Annotated in this window: 18 protein-coding genes and 1 other RNA gene; 12 read left to right on the top strand and 7 right to left on the bottom strand. The window is 67.4% G+C overall.

Annotation, left to right across the window (positions count from 1 at the left end; all coding sequences use genetic code 11):
• Positions 1-3 precede the first annotated feature (3 nt).
• The 4 genes from FHT09_RS16355 (at position 4) to FHT09_RS16340 (ending at position 4,426) form a co-directional block, all read left to right on the top strand.
• A complete protein-coding gene (locus FHT09_RS16355) occupies positions 4-1,695 on the top strand; it encodes a M56 family metallopeptidase (RefSeq protein WP_104606171.1) in 1,692 nt (563 codons plus the stop codon).
• An 830-nt stretch (positions 1,696-2,525) separates the two neighbouring features.
• Complete coding sequence (locus tag FHT09_RS16350; protein WP_181126231.1) at positions 2,526-3,062, top strand: hypothetical protein; 537 nt, start codon at positions 2,526-2,528, stop codon at positions 3,060-3,062.
• A gap of 60 nt (positions 3,063-3,122) precedes the next feature.
• Positions 3,123-3,194: non-coding RNA, sX9 sRNA (locus tag FHT09_RS16345), on the top strand.
• Between the two features lie 101 nt (positions 3,195-3,295).
• Entirely contained in the window at positions 3,296-4,426 is a 1,131-nt protein-coding gene (locus tag FHT09_RS16340) for a saccharopine dehydrogenase NADP-binding domain-containing protein (RefSeq protein ID WP_104606220.1), read from the top strand.
• A 204-nt stretch (positions 4,427-4,630) separates the two neighbouring features.
• Here the strand turns inward: FHT09_RS16340 and FHT09_RS16335 are convergent, their stop codons facing one another.
• Together FHT09_RS16335 and FHT09_RS16330 are read right to left on the bottom strand one after the other, a co-directional pair.
• On the bottom strand, positions 4,631-6,139 hold the full coding sequence (locus FHT09_RS16335; RefSeq protein WP_184417025.1) for a ribonuclease H-like domain-containing protein: 1,509 nt from the start codon (positions 6,137-6,139) through the stop codon (positions 4,631-4,633).
• Positions 6,136-8,631, bottom strand: coding sequence for a DEAD/DEAH box helicase (locus FHT09_RS16330; protein WP_181141313.1), 2,496 nt, complete (start codon positions 8,629-8,631; stop codon positions 6,136-6,138). The genes FHT09_RS16335 and FHT09_RS16330 overlap by 4 nt, the downstream gene beginning before the upstream one ends.
• Before the next feature lie 174 nt (positions 8,632-8,805).
• Between FHT09_RS16330 and FHT09_RS16325 the strand changes: the two genes are divergently transcribed.
• Genes FHT09_RS16325 through FHT09_RS16315 form a run of 3 tightly spaced genes read left to right on the top strand, consistent with a single transcriptional unit; the run spans position 8,806 to position 10,068 of the window.
• Positions 8,806-9,468 (top strand): hemolysin III family protein, encoded by a 663-nt coding sequence (locus FHT09_RS16325; RefSeq protein WP_181141312.1) that lies wholly within the window; start codon positions 8,806-8,808, stop codon positions 9,466-9,468.
• Positions 9,469-9,523: 55 nt separating this feature from the next.
• Positions 9,524-9,781: a type II toxin-antitoxin system Phd/YefM family antitoxin gene (locus tag FHT09_RS16320; protein WP_016902922.1), complete on the top strand. Its 258-nt coding sequence runs from the start codon at positions 9,524-9,526 to the stop codon at positions 9,779-9,781.
• Positions 9,769-10,068 carry a type II toxin-antitoxin system RelE/ParE family toxin gene (locus FHT09_RS16315; RefSeq protein ID WP_104606169.1) on the top strand — a complete coding sequence of 100 codons (300 nt, stop codon included), beginning with the start codon at positions 9,769-9,771 and terminating at the stop codon, positions 10,066-10,068. The genes FHT09_RS16320 and FHT09_RS16315 overlap by 13 nt, the downstream gene beginning before the upstream one ends.
• Positions 10,069-10,186: 118 nt before the next feature.
• Here FHT09_RS16315 and FHT09_RS16310 read toward each other — a convergent pair whose 3' ends face one another.
• On the bottom strand, positions 10,187-10,711 hold the full coding sequence (locus FHT09_RS16310; RefSeq protein ID WP_104606168.1) for a hypothetical protein: 525 nt from the start codon (positions 10,709-10,711) through the stop codon (positions 10,187-10,189).
• Positions 10,712-11,046: 335 nt separating this feature from the next.
• On the bottom strand, positions 11,047-12,117 hold the full coding sequence (locus FHT09_RS16305) for an ATP-grasp fold amidoligase family protein (RefSeq protein ID WP_104606217.1): 1,071 nt from the start codon (positions 12,115-12,117) through the stop codon (positions 11,047-11,049).
• A gap of 462 nt (positions 12,118-12,579) precedes the next feature.
• On the opposite strand from FHT09_RS16305, the gene FHT09_RS16300 reads away from it, so the two are divergent.
• Together FHT09_RS16300 and FHT09_RS16295 are read left to right on the top strand one after the other, a co-directional pair.
• On the top strand, positions 12,580-13,293 hold the full coding sequence (locus FHT09_RS16300) for a hypothetical protein (protein WP_104606167.1): 714 nt from the start codon (positions 12,580-12,582) through the stop codon (positions 13,291-13,293).
• 138 nt (positions 13,294-13,431) lie between these two features.
• Positions 13,432-13,731 (top strand): hypothetical protein, encoded by a 300-nt coding sequence (locus FHT09_RS16295; protein ID WP_146096495.1) that lies wholly within the window; start codon positions 13,432-13,434, stop codon positions 13,729-13,731.
• A gap of 121 nt (positions 13,732-13,852) precedes the next feature.
• Here the strand turns inward: FHT09_RS16295 and FHT09_RS16290 are convergent, their stop codons facing one another.
• The gene (locus FHT09_RS16290) at positions 13,853-14,074 is read right to left on the bottom strand and encodes a hypothetical protein (RefSeq protein ID WP_181141311.1); all 222 of its coding nucleotides are present in this window, start codon (positions 14,072-14,074) and stop codon (positions 13,853-13,855) included.
• A 609-nt stretch (positions 14,075-14,683) separates the two neighbouring features.
• Here FHT09_RS16290 and FHT09_RS16285 point away from each other — a divergent pair.
• Entirely contained in the window at positions 14,684-15,106 is a 423-nt protein-coding gene (locus tag FHT09_RS16285; protein ID WP_104606165.1) for a SymE family type I addiction module toxin, read from the top strand.
• 4 nt (positions 15,107-15,110) lie between these two features.
• Positions 15,111-15,836, top strand: coding sequence for an RNA polymerase sigma factor (locus tag FHT09_RS16280; protein WP_104606164.1), 726 nt, complete (start codon positions 15,111-15,113; stop codon positions 15,834-15,836).
• A 132-nt stretch (positions 15,837-15,968) separates the two neighbouring features.
• On the opposite strand, the gene FHT09_RS16275 is transcribed toward FHT09_RS16280, so the two are convergent.
• Positions 15,969-16,415, bottom strand: a complete 447-nt coding sequence (locus tag FHT09_RS16275; protein ID WP_104606163.1) for a hypothetical protein — start codon at positions 16,413-16,415, stop codon at positions 15,969-15,971.
• 271 nt (positions 16,416-16,686) lie between these two features.
• Complete coding sequence (locus FHT09_RS16270) at positions 16,687-16,866, bottom strand: CsbD family protein (RefSeq protein ID WP_104535312.1); 180 nt, start codon at positions 16,864-16,866, stop codon at positions 16,687-16,689.
• Positions 16,867-17,038: 172 nt separating this feature from the next.
• Here FHT09_RS16270 and FHT09_RS16265 point away from each other — a divergent pair, with 172 nt between their 5' ends.
• A complete protein-coding gene (locus tag FHT09_RS16265; RefSeq protein WP_181141310.1) occupies positions 17,039-19,327 on the top strand; it encodes an ATP-binding protein in 2,289 nt (762 codons plus the stop codon).
• The last annotated feature ends 64 nt before the right edge of the window (positions 19,328-19,391 follow it).

Below are 19,391 nucleotides of genomic sequence, written 5' to 3'. Positions count from 1 at the left end.
GCCATGTCGCCCCTGATCGAATCGCTGTTATGGAGACTCGGCGCCACCAGCGTGCAGACCGCAGTGCTGACGCTGGCGGTGTGGGCGCTGTGCCGTGGCGTGCGCCGCTTGCCGGCCACCACGCAGACCTGGCTGTGGTGGCTGGTGGGCGTGCAGGCCGTGGTCGGCCTGTTGTGGAGCAGCCCGGTGCAATTGCCGGTACTGCCGGCGCACACGTTTGAATCTGCGCTTGGCAGCGCCGACACGTTGGTGCCGGTAGCGACGGCTGCCGTGCCGGCATCGATGGCGGCCAGTGCGACGGCGCACGCCATGGAGGTCGCGATCTGGTCGTCGTGGTCTGTATGGCTGTTGGCGGCGTGGGCGGCCGGCGTGCTGGTGATAGCGACCGGCACGGTGCGCGCCTACTGGCGCAGCCGGGCGTTGGCGCGCGCTGCCCAGCCTTGCACCGACAGGGCGTTGGTGCGGTCGCTGCAGATGGCGGCCGAGGCCCATGGCTTGTCGCGCGCACCCGCGCTGCGGCTGTCTTCGCAGATCGACTCACCGCAGTTGATCGGCCCGTGGCGGCCGGTGTTGCTGCTCCCGGCCACGCGCTTGCCACAGATGGCCGACGACGACCTGGACATGGCGCTGACCCACGAGTTGATCCACCTGCGCCGCCGCGACCTGTGGTGGGGGTTGCTGCCATCTCTCGCCCAGCACCTGTTTTTCTTCCACCCGCTGGTGCATCTGGCCGCACGCGAGTACGCCATTGCCCGCGAGGCTGCCTGCGATGCGGCCGTGGTCGCCGGGCATCGCCATTGCCGTCACCACTATGGACGCCTGCTGCTGCAGCTCGGGGTGTCGCCACGTCTGCTCGGTGGCGTGGCAAGCGCCTCGCCGTCGTTCCTCAGCTTGAAGCGCAGGCTGGTGATGCTGCAGGACACCAGCGCCTTTCCGCGGCTGGCCGCGGCGGTGATCCTGGCAACGGTGGCCGTGGCTGGCGTGGTGCCGCTGCGTCTGGTCGCAATGCCGGTGCCGGCAACCTCCGCCAGCATGCGGCCCATCGTGGTGACCGCGCCGGCAGCGCGCACACAGGGCAGCAGCGCTGCGGACGCCGTCGCACCGATGAGCGCACTGCCTGCACCGGCGCTGCCCGCACTGCCTGCGGCACCCGCTGCCCCCGCCTCGCAGGGTGTCATTGCCGATGTACTGGGCACCGAGCAGACGCACGGCGATGGCTGGGATGGGACGCAAGGCGGCTGGGAGGCCGAGCTGGACCGCGTCAGCCGCGAGGCCGCCGCCACAGCCATGCGTGACGCGCAAAGCGCCATGCACGATGCGCTGGGTGCGGACAACAGCGAGCTTGAACGTCGACAGGAACAGATGCAGGACGCGCAGGACGCACTGCAGGAAGCGCGCGAACAGCTGGCCTCCCTGGGGCCGGAACTGGCGCAGGCCAGACAGGACGCGCAACAGCAGGCGCGCGACGCCGAGCAACAGATCCGCGAGATGGCGCAGCAGCATCGCCAGGCGCAATACGCGTATGCCGCTGCGGTGCGCCAAGCGGCCGAGCTGTCCCGGCAACAGGCTGAAATGGGCAAACAGGCCGCACGTCAGGCCCGCATCGAGGCCGCGCGCGGGCAGCAGCAAGCGGCGCAAGCACAACGGGAGGCGGTGCAAGCGCAGGTAGACGCCGAACAAGCGCAGAACAACTAGGAGCCATCAACGATACGGGTGCGCCCACCGTCAGGCGGGCGCAACCAGCGCCCGGAGCCGGCATGGACCACGCGTTGGCTGCGGTTTTGGGCCAAGCCGCTTCTTGGCGCGCCATCTACACCGGTCGACGGCGCTCGCACCGTCCGGCCTGCCGCTGCAGCCACCGCACATGGAAAGCCAACCGCAGCGGATTTGCTGCAGACCGCAGGTCGCGTCAGCAACCGTCTCTAGCGGCCACGCCTGGGCAACGCGTGGCGTGCAGTCCCCGATCCGCTTCCGGCCGTGCACGGCCGGGAGACCGGCGGCAGCGGTAAGCACTGCCTGACGCCAGGCACCTGCCTGCGTCGTGCGATGGCAGCGCACCACGCAGCACCTGCATGACACGGGCCCGCCACAGCCCGGCACTTCCTGCGTGACGACGCTGCGCAGCGTCGGCAACGCCGTGGCCGCGTGATCGCTGTTTCCTACCCCGCCGGTGTCTTACGCAGGCGGCACCTAACGAGCCGTGACCTTCGTGGAGATCTCTCATGATCCAGACCGCTTCCCCCTTGTCGTGCCTACGCACCGCGTTGTTGCTGGCCATCGCCGCACTCGCTGGTTCCTCGCTGATCGCATCTGCATCTGCAGCGCATCCGCGTGCGTTGGCTGCCGTGCCGGCAGCGCCCGCCACCCCGGCGTTGCCGGCACCTGCGGCTTCTCCTCTCGCACCAACAGCGATCGCGCCAACCGCGCCTTCGGCACCCGTCGCACCCGTTGCGTCCAGTGCAGCAGCAGCAGCTCCGGTCACACCGCGTGCCAGAGCAAACGCAGCGTGCGGCAAAACCGCCGCAATCACCCAGGACGAGGGCGATGCCTATGTGTTGGTGCACGGCGAGCACCAAGTCATGCATGGTTCGCTCAGCGATCTGCAGACCGCACGCGCGTACGGCGGTAATGGCCAGCGCGTGTTGTGGTTCCGCGCCGATGGCGTGCAGTACCTGGTGCGTGATCCGACGCTGATGCATCGGCTGAGCGCGGCCCATGTCCGCAGCCGGCAACTGGCCGACGTCCAGGCCACCGTGGCGGCGCGTCAGCAGGCAGTGAGCGAGCGCCAGGCCGCACTGGCCGCGCAGCTCTCTGCGCAGACCGAGCCGCGTGCGCTTCAGGCCTCGACACGCACGCCCTCGGCCGCTGCGTCCGCAGCCTCGCAGCAGGGCGCGATGCCCGACGCGCTGCAGGCATTGGCGAAGGAACAGCGTGCATTGGCCGACAGGCAGGCCGCGTTGGCGACCAAGCAGGCCGGTGCGTCCAAGCTCGCCACACGCGAAGCGCTCAAGGTGCTGCGCGAGGCATTGGCCCGTGGTCTGGTCACAAGGGTTTCCGGTTAGAGCGTTCAACAGATCACTGCGCTCACCGCCAGGTGGGCGCAGTCGGTGCTCGGAATCGGCATGTATCACGCGAACACTGCGGTTCTGAGCGCGCCGCCCCGCCTGGCGGCCGCTCGCTACGTTGGGTCAGCCGCTCTTGGTCGCACCGTGTCGCCATCGTGCGGGCACGCCGGACGCGCTGGTGCCGGTCTGCTCGCCGATACTGTGCAATGGGTGCAAACGGCGAGCAGGCGATGACGTATCGGGTGGTGGTGGTGGGTGGCTTCGGGCATTTCGGTGCACGCATCGTGCGGGCGTTGGCGGCGGCGACGCAGATCCAGGTGATCGCGGCCGGGCGGCATCCCGGCGATGTGGCGACCAAGTGGCCGGATGTCGCACCCGGGCGCATCACCGCCTGCCGATTGGATACCGCGGCAAGCGACTTCGCCGCGCAACTGGCGGCCACCGCCGCCGATGTGGTGGTGCATACCGCAGGCCCGTTCCAGGGCCAGGATTACGCCGTGGCGCGCACCTGCCTGCAGACAGGCATGCACTACATCGACCTGGCCGACGGCCGCACCTTCGTGCGCGATTTCCCCGCTGCACTGGACGCCGTGGCACAGCAAGCGCAGCGTGTGGCCATCAGCGGCGCCAGCACCTTGCCCGCACTCTCCAGTGCCGTCATCGACGCGTTGCTGCCGCGCTTTTCGGCCCTGTATGACATCCGCATGGTCATCGCGCCCGCGCAAGGCACCCCGCTGGGCCTTGCGACGGTGCGTGCGGTGTTGTCGTATTGCGGCACGCCGTTCGAGTGGTGGCACGACGGTGGCTGGCAAACGGTGGTGGGCTGGGCCAGGCCCACACGTGCGCAGTTCGCACAGCTCGCACCGCGCCTTGCATCACCGTGCGATGTGCCCGACCACGACCTGTTGCCGCAGCGCTATCCCGGCGTGCGGACCGTGCAGTTTCGCGCCGCGTTGGAGGTACCGTTCCTGCAGCGCTGCCTGGCGACCGTCGCCTGGCTGCGTCGTTGCGGCGTGCCATTGCCGATGGCGCGCCTGGCTGACGTGTTCGCACGCGCCGCGCGCTGGTTCGACCGCTTGGGCACCGACCTGGGCGGCATGCGCGTGGAGCTGCGCGGCATCGGGCACGCTGAAACCAGCAGTCGTCAGCCGCTGCGACTGCAGTGGGACCTCACCGCCCCGATGCTGCACGGCCCGGAAATTCCCTGTTTCGCCGCGATCCTGCTGGTACGCAAACTTGCCGAAGGGCAGGCGTTACCGATCGGCGCGCATGCCTGCATGGGCTTGTTGACGCTGGCCGAGTTCGAGCAGGAGTTTGCAGCGTGGCAGATGACGACTGAGGTGTCGGAAGTACTTGCGTAGGCGCATGTTACACAGCACGGCGCAAGTCCCTCATGCGCGCAGCAAACCATGCGAGAACGAGGCACGCCCCCGAAAAAGCGGGGCTTTACGCAACACTTACCTTCATCTGCGCAGCGTAAGACGGTCGGGGACCTTCCATGGCGCATCCATCACGGCGGCCCTTGCAGGGTCTGCGGTGATCGCGCGACCGATCACGCATCGAGCTCACGGCGCGTCCAAGAGCGGAATCACCTCGCGGTCCTGCGCGTCCGCCGCCACCAGGCGCTGCATCAGCAGCGACAAGGTCACCACGTCCTGATGATTGTGCTCGGCCACGCGGCGCAGGTTGCGCGCGCTGCCGCCGCGCAGGTAGCTCAACCAGGCGGCCGGGGCCTCGGAGCCGGGCAGGTCGTCCTCGCGTACCACGCGCAGCAGTTGCCGTTCGATGGTGGCCAGCTTGCAGTTCTCCCAGGTGCCGCGATAGCGGCGACGGGTGGGGAACAGCAGGTCCACATGGTCCAGCGCGGAGATCGGGTCGCCGCGGCGCGCCAGCCGGTAGCGCGTCTTCAACAACGGTGCGTCGTAGCAGCGGCCGTTGTAGCTGGACAACACCGTCTGCGGCGACAGCCAGCTGCGGAACAGGTCCAGCATCGCGCTTTCGGCCGCCATCGTGGACATCATCAGCTGCCGCACGCGCAGCCCGCTGCCCTGCGTAGTGTCGGTGTACCAATCGGCCACGCCGATCATGAAGGCGCGCGTGCCGGTGCCGCCGGCCAGGCCGGTGGTTTCGGTGTCGAAGAACAGCAGATTCATCGGGTCCACCGCGTCCTCGCGCTTGGCGAAGGCCAGCGACAGGGCCTGGTGCGGAATCGGCTGCGGCAGGAAGGCGTCGATCAGGTGCAGGCCGGGCGCGATCTCGTTGCCGGGCAGATGCCGATCGGTGGAGGCCGCACGCACCGGCGTATGCGCCGAGACCGCGCGCTCGCGCAGGCCGATCATCTTGCGCAGGCCGGCGATATCGGTGCGTCGCTGCGGTGCCGGGATGGATGTCGGTGCGGCAGGTGTCGCGCGCACAGGCGGCACGCGCGCTGCCGCATCGACCGCCGCACCTGCCGGCTTGTGGCGCACGTCGTGGTCCACCCAAGCAAACGCCGAGCTATCGCGCGCAGGCGCCGCAGCAACCGGCGCCTGCAGGGCGCGGCGTGTCATGGCCGGTGTGGCGGCCTGGGGACGCGGTGCACTGGCAGCATCTACGCTGCCGGGCTGTGCGCTTTGCGCAACCGCATCGCGCGGCAAAGCGCGCGGCGCAGACGCAGCAGCACCGGGGGCAGTCTGACGTTGCGCACGCGTGGGAATCACCGCATCGTCCTTGCGCGCGGTGGGCGTCAGCCCGCCGACCTGGCGGCGTAGCAGGCGCAAACGTTCTGCGCTCACCCCAGCATCGCTGCCAGGCACCGGTCCTGCCGGCGCACCCGTCGGCTGCGCCGTTGCAGGCATGCCACCGGCGGCGCGTGTGTGCGCATCGCCTGCAACAGCGCCCGCACCAACTGCATCACCGGAGATTCGCCCCACCGCTGCACAGTGCAGCTGTCGTGCATCGGTATCCGCATCCACCACACGGGGCCCATCCGCAGCATCCACTGCATTGCCGTGTGCAACCGTCACCGGCGCAGGCACATCGGCGTGCCCGGCCTGACGCCGCAACAACCGCAGCCGGTCCGCACTCACGCTCATGCAGGCACGTCCAGCGCCAGGTCGTCGTCCACCCGGGTGGCATGCCGCAACGGCGCATCCGCATCGACCAGCAACGCCAGCACGGTCAACGCCAGCGACTTGGGCGACTCGCCCTTGGCTTGCTCATGCGCGGCCAGCACCGGGCCCACGCAGGCCGGGCAGCCGGCGCTGCAGTCGCAACGCCGCACCAGCTCGTCGGCGCGCTGCAGCAGCTCGGCCTGGCGCAGCCACAGCGGCTCGCTCAGGCCCACCCCGCCGGGGAAGTTGTCGTACAGATACACCGTGGGCACGAACGCCTGCTGCAATTCCACCGCGCCTTGCTCGCCCTCGTCCACGCCACGCAGCTGCCCGCGCCCGGTCTGGTCGGCCACCGCAAACCACGCGCCGTCGCCATTGCCCACGGCTTTCTGCAGGTCGCGCGCATCGGCCATCACCGCCACCGTGGCCACCACGTGCAACGCGTAGGCCGCCCCCAGGAATCCGTCCAGTGCATCCTGCTTGGAGGCGAATGCCTTGCCCAGCGTGGCCTGCGGCAGCTGCCACCACACCGCGGTGGTGTGCAGTTCCTGGTCGGGCAGATTGACCGGCCCATAGCCGATGTTCTCGTGCGTGTAATAGCGGATCTTCTTGTAGCCGGACACGCGCCGCACCACATGCACCTCGCCATGGTGCGAATCGCCGCGCCCGGCCACGCCGCCGTCGAAGCGGTCCAGCACCTTCAGCTTGGTGTAGTCGATGCTGTCGGTGTAGTAGTCCACATGGGTGCGCGTGACATAGGCCTTGCGGCCTTCCCAGTCCAGCCGCTCCACCTGGTACGGCGTGCTTTGCACCATGTGGATGGCGCCTTCGTACAAGGTCAGCGCAGCGGCCGAATAATCCACCTCGGCGATGATCTGCTGCTTGCCGTCGCTCTTGTCCACCACCACGAAGTTGCCGTCGGCCACCGAGCGCAGGCTCACCGCATTGGCGGGGTAGCTGTCGGCGATCCACTCCCAGCGGTCGCCTTCCTGGTGGACCACTTCGCTTTCGGCCAGCGCTTCCAGGAACACCAGCGGATCGATCGGCCCGAACGGTTCGCTGGCGATGAACGGCAGTTCGAACGCCGCGCAGCGGATGTGGTCGAACAGGATCAGCGGCTGGTCCGGCGCAATGCGCGCATGTTCGGGCGAGGCATCGGCGAAGAAATCCGGATGCCGCACCACGTACTGGTCCAAGGGTTGCGAGCTGGCCACCAGCACGCCCAGCGCCGGTTGCTGGCGGCGCCCGGCGCGGCCGAAGCGCTGCCAGGTCGCCGCCACGCTGCCGGGGTAGCCGTTGAGGATCACCACGTCCAGCGCGCCGATATCCACGCCCAGTTCCAGTGCCGAGGTGGAAATGATGCCGTCGATGTTGCCGGCGCGCATCGCGCGCTCCACCTCGCGCCGCTCGGTGGGCAGGTAACCGCCGCGGTACGCACGGATGCGTGGCGGCTTGCGCGGGTCGTGGTCGAAGATGTCCTTCAGGTATTTGGTCAGCACTTCCACCATCAGGCGCGTCTGCGCGAAGACCAGCGTCTTCAGCCCGCTCTTGATCGCGATGCGCGCAATGCGGTTGCTCTGCGAGCGTGCCGATGCGCGTAGCCCCAGGTCCGCATTGACCACCGGCGGGTTCCACAACAGCACATGCTTGTCGCCGGTGGGCGCGCCGGACTCGGTGATCGCATGCACCTGTTCCTCGATCAGCGCCTGTGCGTGCGCATGCGGGTTGCCGATGGTGGCCGAGCACAGGATGAACTGCGGGTTGGCGCCGTAGAACGCGCAGATGCGCTTGAGCCGGCGCAGCACATTGGTGACATGGCTGCCGAACACGCCGCGATAGGTGTGGATCTCGTCGATCACCACATAGCGCAGGTTCTCGAAGAACTGCGCCCATTTGGTGTGATGCGGCAGGATCGCCTGATGCAGCATGTCCGGGTTGCTCACCACGATGTCGCCATGCAGGCGGATCGCCTGGCGCGCATCGCCAGGCGTATCGCCGTCGAAGGTGAAGGCCTTCACCCCCAGCGCGCCGGCGCGGTTCAGTTCCAGCAGCTCGGCCACCTGGTCCTGCGCCAGCGCCTTGGTGGGAAACAGGTACAGCGCCTTGGCACCGGAACGCATCGCCGCGCTCACCACCGGCAACGTGTAGCACAGCGATTTGCCCGACGCGGTGGGCGTCACGATCGCCACATGGTCGCCGCGCTGGGTGGCCGCCCAGGCGTCGGCCTGGTGGCTGTAGAGCTGGGTGATGCCACGCGCGCGCAAGGCGTCGGCCAGTGCGGCTGGCACATCGGCGGGAATCGGCGCATAGCGGCCCTCGCGCCCGGGCAGGGTGAAGCTGCCGGTGATGCGGTCGTGGTAACGCCGTTCCAGGCGCTCGGTGAGCAAGGCACCGTCGCGGCTGGGGCGGCCATCGGTGGTGGCCAGCGCGCGTTCGGCGGTTTCGGTGCGGGGAGCGAGGGCAAACGGAGGCATACGGCGGCTCCCAAAGAGGGGCATGAGACAGGGGAGGTGTCTCAGGGTATGAGACCGGGGCGAAACCGGCGAGCCTGTGTCACTGAGCGGATTCAGCAAGCCGGGTATTCTGTGGCCCCCGCCGCGTCAGCGTTGCCCTGCACGGCGTGGGCTCCCCCATCTCGAAGAACCGCCGTGCCCGTGTCCCCCAGCCTCACCGCCCCGCACTACAAGACCCGCTCCGCCCGCCGTGCCGATGTGATCGTGCATGCCGCCGGCCTGTTCCTGGCCATCGTCGGCGGCGCCTGGATGGTCTGGCGCGCGCATGCCAACCAGACCATGCTGCTGGCTACCTGCGTATACGCGCTGGGCCTGCTGGTGATGTTCGGCTGCTCGGCGGCCTACAACTTCGCCCCGCCGCAGCGCCAGCCGATGCTGCGCAAGTTCGACCACGCCGGCATCTTCGTGATGATCGCCGGCTCCTACACCCCGTTCCTGCTGGTCGCCCTGGACGGTACCTGGCGCTGGGCGATGATCCTGGGCGTGTGGGGCGTGGCCTTGTTCGGCGTGTTCGCCAAGCTGTTCCTGCCCGGCATCGCCAAGGGCTTCTGGGTGGTGATCTACCTGCTGCTGGGCTGGGCCGGCATCGTGGTGATCAAGCCGCTGGTCGCCGGCCTGGACAGCACCGTGCTCTGGCTGATCGCCGCCGGCGGCGCGTTCTATACCGTGGGCGTCACCTTCTACGTGCGCAAGGCGCTGGTCTACAACCGCGCCATCTGGCACGCCCACGTGCTGGGCGGCGCGCTCTCGCACTGGTACGCGATCTGGTTGTGCCTGCGGCCGTTGGGTGGGGTGTAGCCTCGCCCGGCACAGCCGACTTGCCCCACCCGCAGTGATACTTTAGTGTCACTGCATGCGCACAGAACTTGTCACCACGCTCAAGCGGCAGGCCACCGAGCTCCTCGCAGATGTCGAGCGCGACAAGGAGCCAATCCTGATCACCCAGCATGGCCTGCCCAGCGCATACCTGGTGGACGTCGCCAGCTATGAACGCATGCAACAGCGCATGGCGATCCTCGAAGGAATTGCCCGTGGTGAAATGGCGGTAGCCGAAGGCCGCAGCCTGAGCCACGAGCAAGCCAAACAACGCCTGGCGCGATGGCTGAAATAGTCTGGTCGGAGCCGGCGGTGGCCGACCTGGACGCGAGTGCCGACTACATTGCACTTGAGGACGCTGCCGCCGCAGCGGCACTGGTGAGACGGGTGTTTGCGCATGTCGAGCAATTGGCTGAGCACCCGGAGAGTGGAAGCCGGCCGCAGGAGCTCAAGCGCTCCCGCTACCGTCAAATCGTCGAGCCACCTTGCCGCGTGTTCTACCGTGTGGACGGGCAGCGCGTTGTCGTGGTTCACGTGATGCGCTCGGAGCGGTTACTTCGGAAGAATCGTCTTTCGCGCTGACAGGCGCGCCCATCTTCCAGCTGTATCGCATTGCACACGCGTTGCTGCGCATGCGCCCACACCGCGCGCAGGCACGGCTTACAGCGCCACCTGCTCAATTAAAAAGCGGCTCACACCCTCACAGCTTGGTCTTCAACACCGCCTCGAACGCCGCATCCGGCGCGATGCTGTCGGAAAGCACGATCACCGAATGCAGCGTGCCCCTGGCCTGCACGTTGTATTCGAAGCCCACCGGCCTGCCGCCGTGGCTGAACACCTCGATCTCGCTGTACTCGCCGAGCCGGCCTTCATGGCTCTCGCGCGCGAACCCGCGCTTGTCGGCAAAGGTGCCGGCGGCGGTGCGTGCGCCCTGCCACACCGCGTCTTCGTAGGTGATCGGCTGCAGCAGGCTGATCAGGTGGGTCGCGCAGGCGCTGGTGCTGGTCACGCCATAGCCGTCGACCTCGCCCAGCAACGGGATCTTGCGGACATCGCGTTTGGGCGTGGCGGTGACCGTGCAGCCAAGCTGCTGCAGATCGGCAAGCGTGAAATGCTCGGACTCCGGGCGCGGCGCACTGGGGGTGGCCGTGCCACCGCCGTTGCAGGCAGACAGCAGGCCCAGCAATGCGAGCGGCAGGAAGGTGCGGGGGGAAACGTGCGGCAACGGTGACGTCCTTGTAAGAAGAAAAGGTGCGCATGGAGCGGTACCACGCCACGTGCGGGCGCCTGCGGACGCGGAGTATCCGCTGCCTGGCCGCCATCGCACCAGGCGCGGTGTGGCCGGCCGCTGTGCGGCAGCGTGGCCACGCGCGCGCTCACCAGTGTGACCGGGGCGGGCCTGTGCAGGCGTTGCGGATTATCGCATTGGCACGATCACACCCGGGCAAGCGGTGCATGGCGCCTGCGCGGCCGGCCGCACCCGCCGTGCGCCTGTAACGCATGCCCGTGCACACCGGCCATGCGCGTCTTGGGGCGCAGGCAATGGTGCGATGACCGGACTCACCGCACCGGCGACCGCATCCCGGCCCCGAAGCCCTGCGCGGGGAACCCTGCCTCCAGCGGCGCACGCCGCTGTATCCACATGTCGCCCATCATCCGGTCCAGGCCACGGTCCAGCCCGGTGACCAGCCCCGCGCCCGGGGTGAAGGTCAGCTCGCCAAAAAAAACCTGGCCATGCTGGATGTACCAGTCCACCCGCACGTAGTCGAAGTCGCCGGCCAGCTGCTGGCTCAGGCCCAGCGCCTGCTCCAGCAACGCGGGCGCGCAGGGCGGGGTGCGCCCGTCGTCGCGGATGCGGTGGAAGGCCGTGTGCAGGTTGTTCACGAAGAAGGTCATCGCCAGCTTGGGCGTGTCGAAGCGCCCGTAGATCACCTGCAGCACATACTGGAAACTGCCATCGGCCTGCCGGAACATGTGGAACTTGTAGTCCACCGGCACCTGCTGCGCATCGCCGATGTACTGCTCCACCAGCAGCCGTGGCGGAATATCGCGGTAGTGGATCTCGCGCACCTTGTCGGAAAAGTCGGTGCGCAGCCACTGGCCGCAGCGCTGCACGATGCGCCGTTTCTGCAGCGCGTCCGGCTCCTCCCGCACCACCTCCACCATCGCCGCGCCATGGTTGGCCTTGATCACGGTCTGCCGCCACTGCGGCAGGCGCAGCAGCTCCTGCGGGTCGGTACTGTCCAGCAGCAGCGGGATCAGATGCGCCTGCCCGATCCTGGCCGCCACGTATGGCCGCACCGCAAACTTGTCCGCCAGCCGCCGGTACAGCGGGTAATCCCCGTGCACGCACTTGCGGTAGAGGATCTTCTCGTTGAAGCACTTGGGGTCGTACAGATCCGGCAGCCGGCCGAAGGTGTGCAGGTAGTACAGCCGGTCCTGGTGCCGCCACGGCAGGGTGCGCAGCAGCCCGCGCGCGCCCTTGCGCAGCAGGCGCTTGAGGCTGATGGCGTCGGTGCCCGGCGGTGCGGTGCGGCTGTCGCCTGGAGATCTCGTCGACGCCGGCAGCAGCGCAGCCCATGGCTGACCTGCCCCACCGTATGCGCCCAGCGGCTGCGGCTGCAGCCCCACCCTGTCGTCGGCCATCGCCAGATCCTTCTTCCGTAGTAATGAGACATACATCACATTTAAGTGTGATGTATGTCACGGTATACGGAAAGATGCAGATCAGGGTTGCGAATTGTCTCAAGCGGCCCGACTGCGCAAAGAGCGCAGCGCATCGGGTAAGAAGGCCACGCCCGGTGCCTGCGCTAGCGCCCGCTTTGGTGCACCGCGCAATCGTGGGCAGGTAAGGGCCGTTGATCACGGCCGCCTGGCGGACGCCGTGCCAGGAACGGGCAGAACATCGAGCGCAGGCCCCAGGCGCGCGGCACGTACGCGATGGCGCACATGTGCTTTGCCATCGGGGCGGCATTGCATGCGGCGCGGTGTGGGCAGCCAATGCCAGCGCGGCCGGCGAGGGGATGCAGTCGCATTGCGGGCAGGCATCACGCACCATCACGCACCGGCACTGCAGCCCGCAACGGATGGCCCATGCACGTCACCAAACTCCTGCCCCTGGCCGCACTGAGCCTTGCGCTCGGCGCCTGCGCAAACCCGGACCAGCCCGCACAGGCCGGCAAGGCGCCCACGTCTGCGCTGGCGGCACGCGGCCCGGCCGTTGCCCAAGGCAACGCCGCCGCACTGCCGCCCGACCAGGCGGCCAACAGCAATCCGCCCTCGGCAGGCCAGCAGGCAAGGCGCTATCTCTGCCCGCAAGGCCCCAATGCCTGCCCGGCCGGTGGGCCGTTGATCGCCAATTCCGATGCAGAGGCGCAGTGGCTGTTGCGCCACGGCTACCCGACCGAACACGAACTGGCTCGCTTGGAAACGCTGACGCTGGACCAGCTCAAGGCCGAGTCGCAGGCAGGCAACCATGCCGCCACGGTGATCTATGGCAAAAACACCGCACTGGCGGGCCGTTTTTATCAGGGCATCGACATCCTGCGGCGGGCCGCGGTGGCGGGGAACCTGTATGCGTACTACGGGCTGTCGGATGTGTATGCCAGCGACACCGCAAACAAGAACCTGGTCGACAGCCTGGCCTACCTGCGCCTGGCCTACCTGTTGGGCGATGCAAAAGCCTCGGCCGTCATCGCATCGCGTGGTTTGAGCAGCATCGAAAACGTTGTTGCCGACGAGCGCGCCGCATCACTGCACAAGACGTTTTCCAAGGACCAGCGCCCGTCGCCACGGCCGTTGGAATAACGCCTATCAATCAGCCCCACATCAAGTTGCGGAATCTTCGCAAACACCCCGGCAGTAACATCGATAAACACGAGCGGCCGCTTCGCCACCAAGCGGTTGGCGGCATAGATCAAGTTATTTTAGGAGTCAGGCGGCAGCATGAGATATCACGATGGCTCGGAAATAAGGCTCGGGGATGTGGTCAGCGTTCCGTCGCCGGATGGAGAAAAGCAAGCCCGTGTCGTGATGCTCGGCGACACTAAAGAGCATCTAGACATAGACCCTGGTTTCGTCGAATGGGTGTTAGGTGACGCCATCTTGGCTTCAACATCGATCTTCGTGGAATGGCTAACCTCGACGCCGTTTACGCATTCCGACCCACAGTTCGCGCCCGTAGGAAACTTCATGTCGACAACGGTCGATGAGCATGTTCACTTCAAATGCCGCGCGCCCGCTTAGCAATGCATTCAGTCCAAACGTACTCCACGGGTCGGTTTAACTCAGGCGCCCCAGGACCGGGCAGTGGTAGCTCCCCAAGCCAAGATACGGACGCGTGCGCTGCGTCCGCGCAGGCACGCCGCTAGGGTAAGGTGCCCAAATCCGCGAGTACATCCTCCACCTGCTCGGACAGGTGCTGCAGGCAATGCGCCCATTCCTGCAATGGAATTGTTGGCGTCCCCAGCGTCGCTTCGTCGCGGGTGCGTGGTGTTGCCAGGGTAGCGAGCAGGCGCAGCTGGTCGCGCACGCGCAGCAGGTGGTAGTGCGTGCCTTCGGACATCCAGTAACCGGGTTCGTTGTGCATGCCGCTCTCCTTGCCGTGAGGCAGCTCCCGCTGCACAACGCAGCGGGATGCCGGGAGGCTAGAAACCGCAGACAGCCGGCGGGCTTATTCCCCTTGCGGGTGTTGTATTCGCCGCCCTCCCGGCGCAAGAACGCCGAGCAGTGCCAGGCCAGATGGCCGAGCACAAAAAACCCACCAAGTTCTCGGAGGTGGGCACCGCTGTCTGTGTGGAGTTTCTAGGCTCCGAGCGGAAGTGTGCGTGTGGCGGTGAGTTGGGTCAAGGTGAAGCGATGCCCGGCGTGTAGAGATGCGGCTTTTCACGAGGTTTTTCGAATGGACACGCGGCCCAATGACGCACTAGTTACCAGTTGACACACCGCCAAACAGGTAGCAATCTCGGCTGCAAGGAGCCTAGAAACTCCTCAGACAGCGGTACCCACCTCCGTCAAACCGGTGGGTTTTTTGTGCCCGGATTCTTTGTACGAGTGCAGCCGACGAGATGCCTACGTCGGAGTGCCGCTAATGCAAAGCTGTTTGGGAAAACACTTCTGAAGTCTGTCTGTAGTTTCTAGCCTCCCGACATCCCGCTGCGTTGCTCAACGGGGCCTGCTCGTCAAGGAGGGCTTTGCCATGCGTCGGTCCACGTCCAGTCCCAAGCCATCGCGCAAGCGCGCCACGGTACCACCGCCTACCCAAGTCGTCTGGCGCTCGCTCGATCCCACGCTCAAGCCGCGGCCGTACCTCGAACGCACGCCCATCCCCGAACCTCGCGCCGAACCCCGCACACCACGGCGGCCCGGCCGTCCGCGTGCCCCGCAGCAGTGCACCGTCGGCTATGGGTACTATCCCGACAGTCACCAGCGCATTCCCACCCTGCGCCTGCGCGGCCGCTGGCTGGAACAATTGGGCTTTGCCATCGGCAGCAAGCTGCACATCCGCCAGCGCGATGGCGAGCTGGTCATCAGCGTTGTAAGACCCACGCTGATCACGCCGCAGCGCATGCGCGCACCGCATGTGCCCGGCCCGTTGCTGGAGACGTCGCATGATGAGTGAGGGCATGACCGGCGCGTCGCGTGCAGACCGCTACGGTGTCATCGGCCAGGTGGTAGCGGCACGCGCGCACGCCGCAAGCGCGGTGCCGGTTGAGCGCTACGGCAGCCGCCCGTGGCGCCACCGCAGCGCCTACACCGCGAGCGCATTGCCCGCCCGCGCGCCCGCGGCGGGCATCTATGTACTTGGCCGCTTTACCACGCGCTGGCACGTGCGCGAGGAGCGCGCGCCGCCTAGGGAACGCTTCGACCAGGCCCTGGTACAGCTGCAGGCGGAGCTGCTCACCTACATGCGGCGGCGCCTGCGCGACCCGCACACCGCCGCCGACCTCGCCCAGGAAGCGCTGCTGCGCATGCTGGCCTACCGCAACACGCCTGACATCCACAGCTACAAGCTGCTGCTGTACCGCATCGCCCACAACGTGGTGCTGGAGCATTGGCGCACGCGCCACCGCAGGCACGCCTCCCGCCATGTACCGCTGGAGGGCAGCGAACCGCTTGCCGCCGCCGGCACGGCGGTGGACCAGTTGGTAGACGCCCGCCGCACCCTGCAGCACCTGCACACCCACACGCTGCCCGCGCTGCCGCCCAAATGCCGCCAGGCCTTCATGCTCAACCGCTTCGACGGCCTCACCTACCCGGAAGTCGCCGCCGTCATGGGCATCTCGGTCAAGATGGTGGAAAAGCACATCAGCCGCGCCCTGGCCGCCTGCCGCGCGGCGGTGGGCGAGTAACGCCAGGGCAATGCGTCGCGCGGGTTGGCGGTGCATCACGCCCAGCCGGGCAGGTGCACCAGGTAGTCGCACCAGCCGGAGACCTCCGTGTTGGCGTCATTGCTCGTCGGTGTCAGGACGGATTTACGTTGCCTATCCGCCCTGACACCGCTGCCAGCCACCCGCAGCGGCCGACACCTGCTCCCATCCATTGTGCAGCCGCTTCATCGCCTGCCCGCCTACGCACGCATAGCCCAGCTGCCTGGCCTCTGCGGTGCCCAGGCCGGGAAGCGCAATGATGGAATCCGACGGAGCAGGGCGGCCTTGCCGATGCGCCTCGTTGCGCAGGGTCATGTTCTCGATGCCCTGACAGTAACGCACCATGCCCGGGTGCGGGTGCGCGCGGTATTGCTCGCAATTGAAGGGCGTGGTGTCGCGCGCCATGGAGTTGTACGGCTGCCGCGCTGGCGGGATGTACTTGCTCGTCGCCTTGCCAGTGGCTGAGCGCATGCTCTGCGCCGAGACGCCTTGTCCGCACGCAAGCACGCACAGCGTTGTCAGTGCCAGCGCGACACGGCGCGCGATGGTGATCCTGTCCATGGTGTGTCCCCTATGCGCCCTAATGCTAGCCCACACATTGCGTGCGTGGGTGCCGGGCATTCTGCACCTGCCATCCGTCCGGTAGATCAAAGCGCAGATCCAAGCCCCAAAACGCCAACGCCCCGAACATGTCGGGGCGTTGGTGTGATCTCTGGCCGAAGTGGAGTAGATCGTCTGCGCGGTCGTACATGACGCCTGACGGCCACTCCACTGCGTCAGCGCGGCAGGCGCAACGCCTGCCACCACTGCAAACGCTGTTGGCGCGCTCGACTTACTTGGATGCGTCGCGCACTTTGTCGGCGACCTGGCCAGCCTTGTTCTGCACCTTGCCGACATTCTTTTCGGCAGCGCCTTCGAGCTCGGTGCTCTTGTCGCCAGTGACACGGCCAACGGTTTCCTTGATGGAGCCCTTGACCTGCTTGGCGGTACCTTCGATACGGTTCTTGTCCACGGGGTGCCTCTTACGGTTGGGGATGTTGCGGCCCAGTCTGTACCCCTGGCACGTGAGTGCGATGTGGGCATGCCGTTGTGCCCGCGTCAGGACGCGCAGCTGCCGCGCGCGCAGCGTGGCCGCGGGGCGCGGGCGTGCCTCGCATGCCTTGCTGAGGCCGCTGCATGCCACAATGCGCGCACTTTCCGCCAGGCAATGCCGTCACGTGAGCACAGCGCCCCCCGCCATCGAGCCCGTCGGTCTGGATTTCCTAGCAGGGGGGGGCGAAATGGGCGCGTTGATGCGCGCACACGACTGGGCCGCCACGCCACTGGGCGCGCCGGAGACCTGGCCACAGTCGCTGCGCTCGTCGTTGTCGGTGGTGCTCAACTCCACCCTGCTCGGTGCGGTGCTGTGGGGGCCGGAGCTGCGGATGTTCTACAACGATGTCTACCTGCGCTCGCTGGGCGACCGTCATCCGCGGGCGCTGGGCCAGCCGGTGACCGAGGTGTGGAAGGAAACCTACGCGCCCATCGCGCAGGACTTCGACCGGGTGATGCAAACCGGTGAGGGCTTCGGCCAGGGGTTCATCGCCTTGCCGATGCTGCGCAACGGCGTCAGCGAGATGACCTACTGGAATGCCACCGCCTCGCCGATCCGCGGTGAAGACGGCAGCATCGTGGGGCTGATGAACATCGCGATCGAAACCACCACCCAGGTAGCGGCCGACCGCAACCGCGACATCCAGCATGCGATGTTGAGCAACGAAAACACCCATCTGGTGCATGAGGTGGTCAACCGCACCAGCGAGCGCGATCGTGCGCTGGAAGCCGAAACGGTGGCGCGCCGCAATGCCGAGCGGGTGCAGCTGGCGCTGGCGGCCGGGGCGATCATCGGCACCTGGATCTGGGACCTGCCCAGCGACGCGTTTTCGGTGGATGAGGCGTTTGCGCAGAACTTCGGCTTCGATCCGTCCACCAGCCGCAGCGGCCTGACGCTGGAACAGGTGATACGGACGGTGCACCCGGACGACCGCGAGGGGCTGCGCGCGGCCATTGGCGAGGCCATCGCCCGCGGCGGCGCCTACGCGCACCAGTACCGGGTCAAACGGCGCGACGGAAAGTATTACTGGCTGGAAGCCAATGGCCGGGTCGAAAAGGGCGCCGATGGCACGCCGTTGCGGTTTCCCGGCGTGCTGCTGGACATCGAGGCGCGCCACGCACTGTCGGAAGAGCGCGACGGCGCGCTGGCGGCACTGCGCGAGTTGAGCGACACGCTGGAGCAGCAGGTCACCGAGCGCACGCGCGAGCTGATGGCGGTGGAAGAAGCGCTGCGCCAATCGCAGAAGATGGAAGCGGTGGGGCAGCTCACCGGCGGGCTGGCGCACGACTTCAACAACCTGTTGGCGGGCATTTCCGGTGCGCTGGAGCTGATGAGCCTGCGGATCGAGCAAGGCCGTTATCGCGACCTGGAGCGTTATGTGGCCACCGCGCAGGGCGCCACCACGCGCGCGGCCGCGCTGACGCACCGCTTGCTGGCGTTTGCGCGGCGGCAGACGCTGTTGCCCAAGCCGACCAACGTCAACCGGCTGGTGGTCGACATGCTGGAGCTGATCCAGCGCACGGTGGGGCCGGGGATCTGCGTGGAAAACATCGCCGCTGCCGAACTGTGGCTGGCGCTGGTGGATGCGCCGCAGCTGGAGAACGCACTGCTCAACCTGTGCATCAACGCGCGCGATGCGATGCCCGACGGCGGGCGCCTGCGCGTGCAGACCAGCAACCGCTGGATCGACCGCGAGATGGGCCAGCAGCTGGGCATGCCGGAAGGGCACTACCTGTCGCTGTGCGTGAGCGATACCGGCACCGGCATGCCGCCGGATGTGGTGGCGCGCGCGTTCGATCCGTTCTTCACCACCAAACCCATCGGCGAAGGCACCGGCCTGGGCCTGTCGATGATCTATGGGTTTGCCAAGCAATCCGGCGGGCAGGTGCGCATCCATTCGGAAGTGGGCAAGGGCTCGACGGTGTGCATCTATTTGCCGCGTCATGCCGGTGCCGACGACAGCAGCGACAGCGGCACCGCCACGCTGGCACTTGCGCCCTCGCTGGCCGGCGAAACGGTGTTGATTGTCGACGACGAGCCGTCCATCCGCCTGCTGTTCACCGAGGTGCTGGAAGAGCTGGGCTACACCGTGCTGGAAGCCGGCGACAGCGCTGCAGGGCTGGGCATCTTGCAGTCGCCGGTGCGGATCGATCTGCTGATCAGCGATGTCGGCCTGCCCGGCGGCATGAACGGGCGGCAGATGGCCGATGCCGCGCGCGTGGGCCGCCCAAAACTCAAGGTGTTGTTCGTCACCGGCTTTGCCGAACACGCGCAATTGAACGACCGCCACCTCGAACCCGGCATGGCGGTGCTGGCCAAGCCGTTCAGCGTCAGCCTGCTGGCGACGCGGGTCCAGGAGATGATTGCGAGCGAGGGCTGAGCGGTGGGGTGCTGCACGTGCGCTCGTCAGGGCACGTGGGTGCCCGACCTGCCGCAACCGGACC

This window comes from Xanthomonas sp. CFBP 8152, assembly GCF_014199025.1.
GTDB lineage: Bacteria > Pseudomonadota > Gammaproteobacteria > Xanthomonadales > Xanthomonadaceae > Xanthomonas > Xanthomonas arboricola_B.
This window is presented reverse-complemented; position numbering and strand designations above follow the sequence as displayed.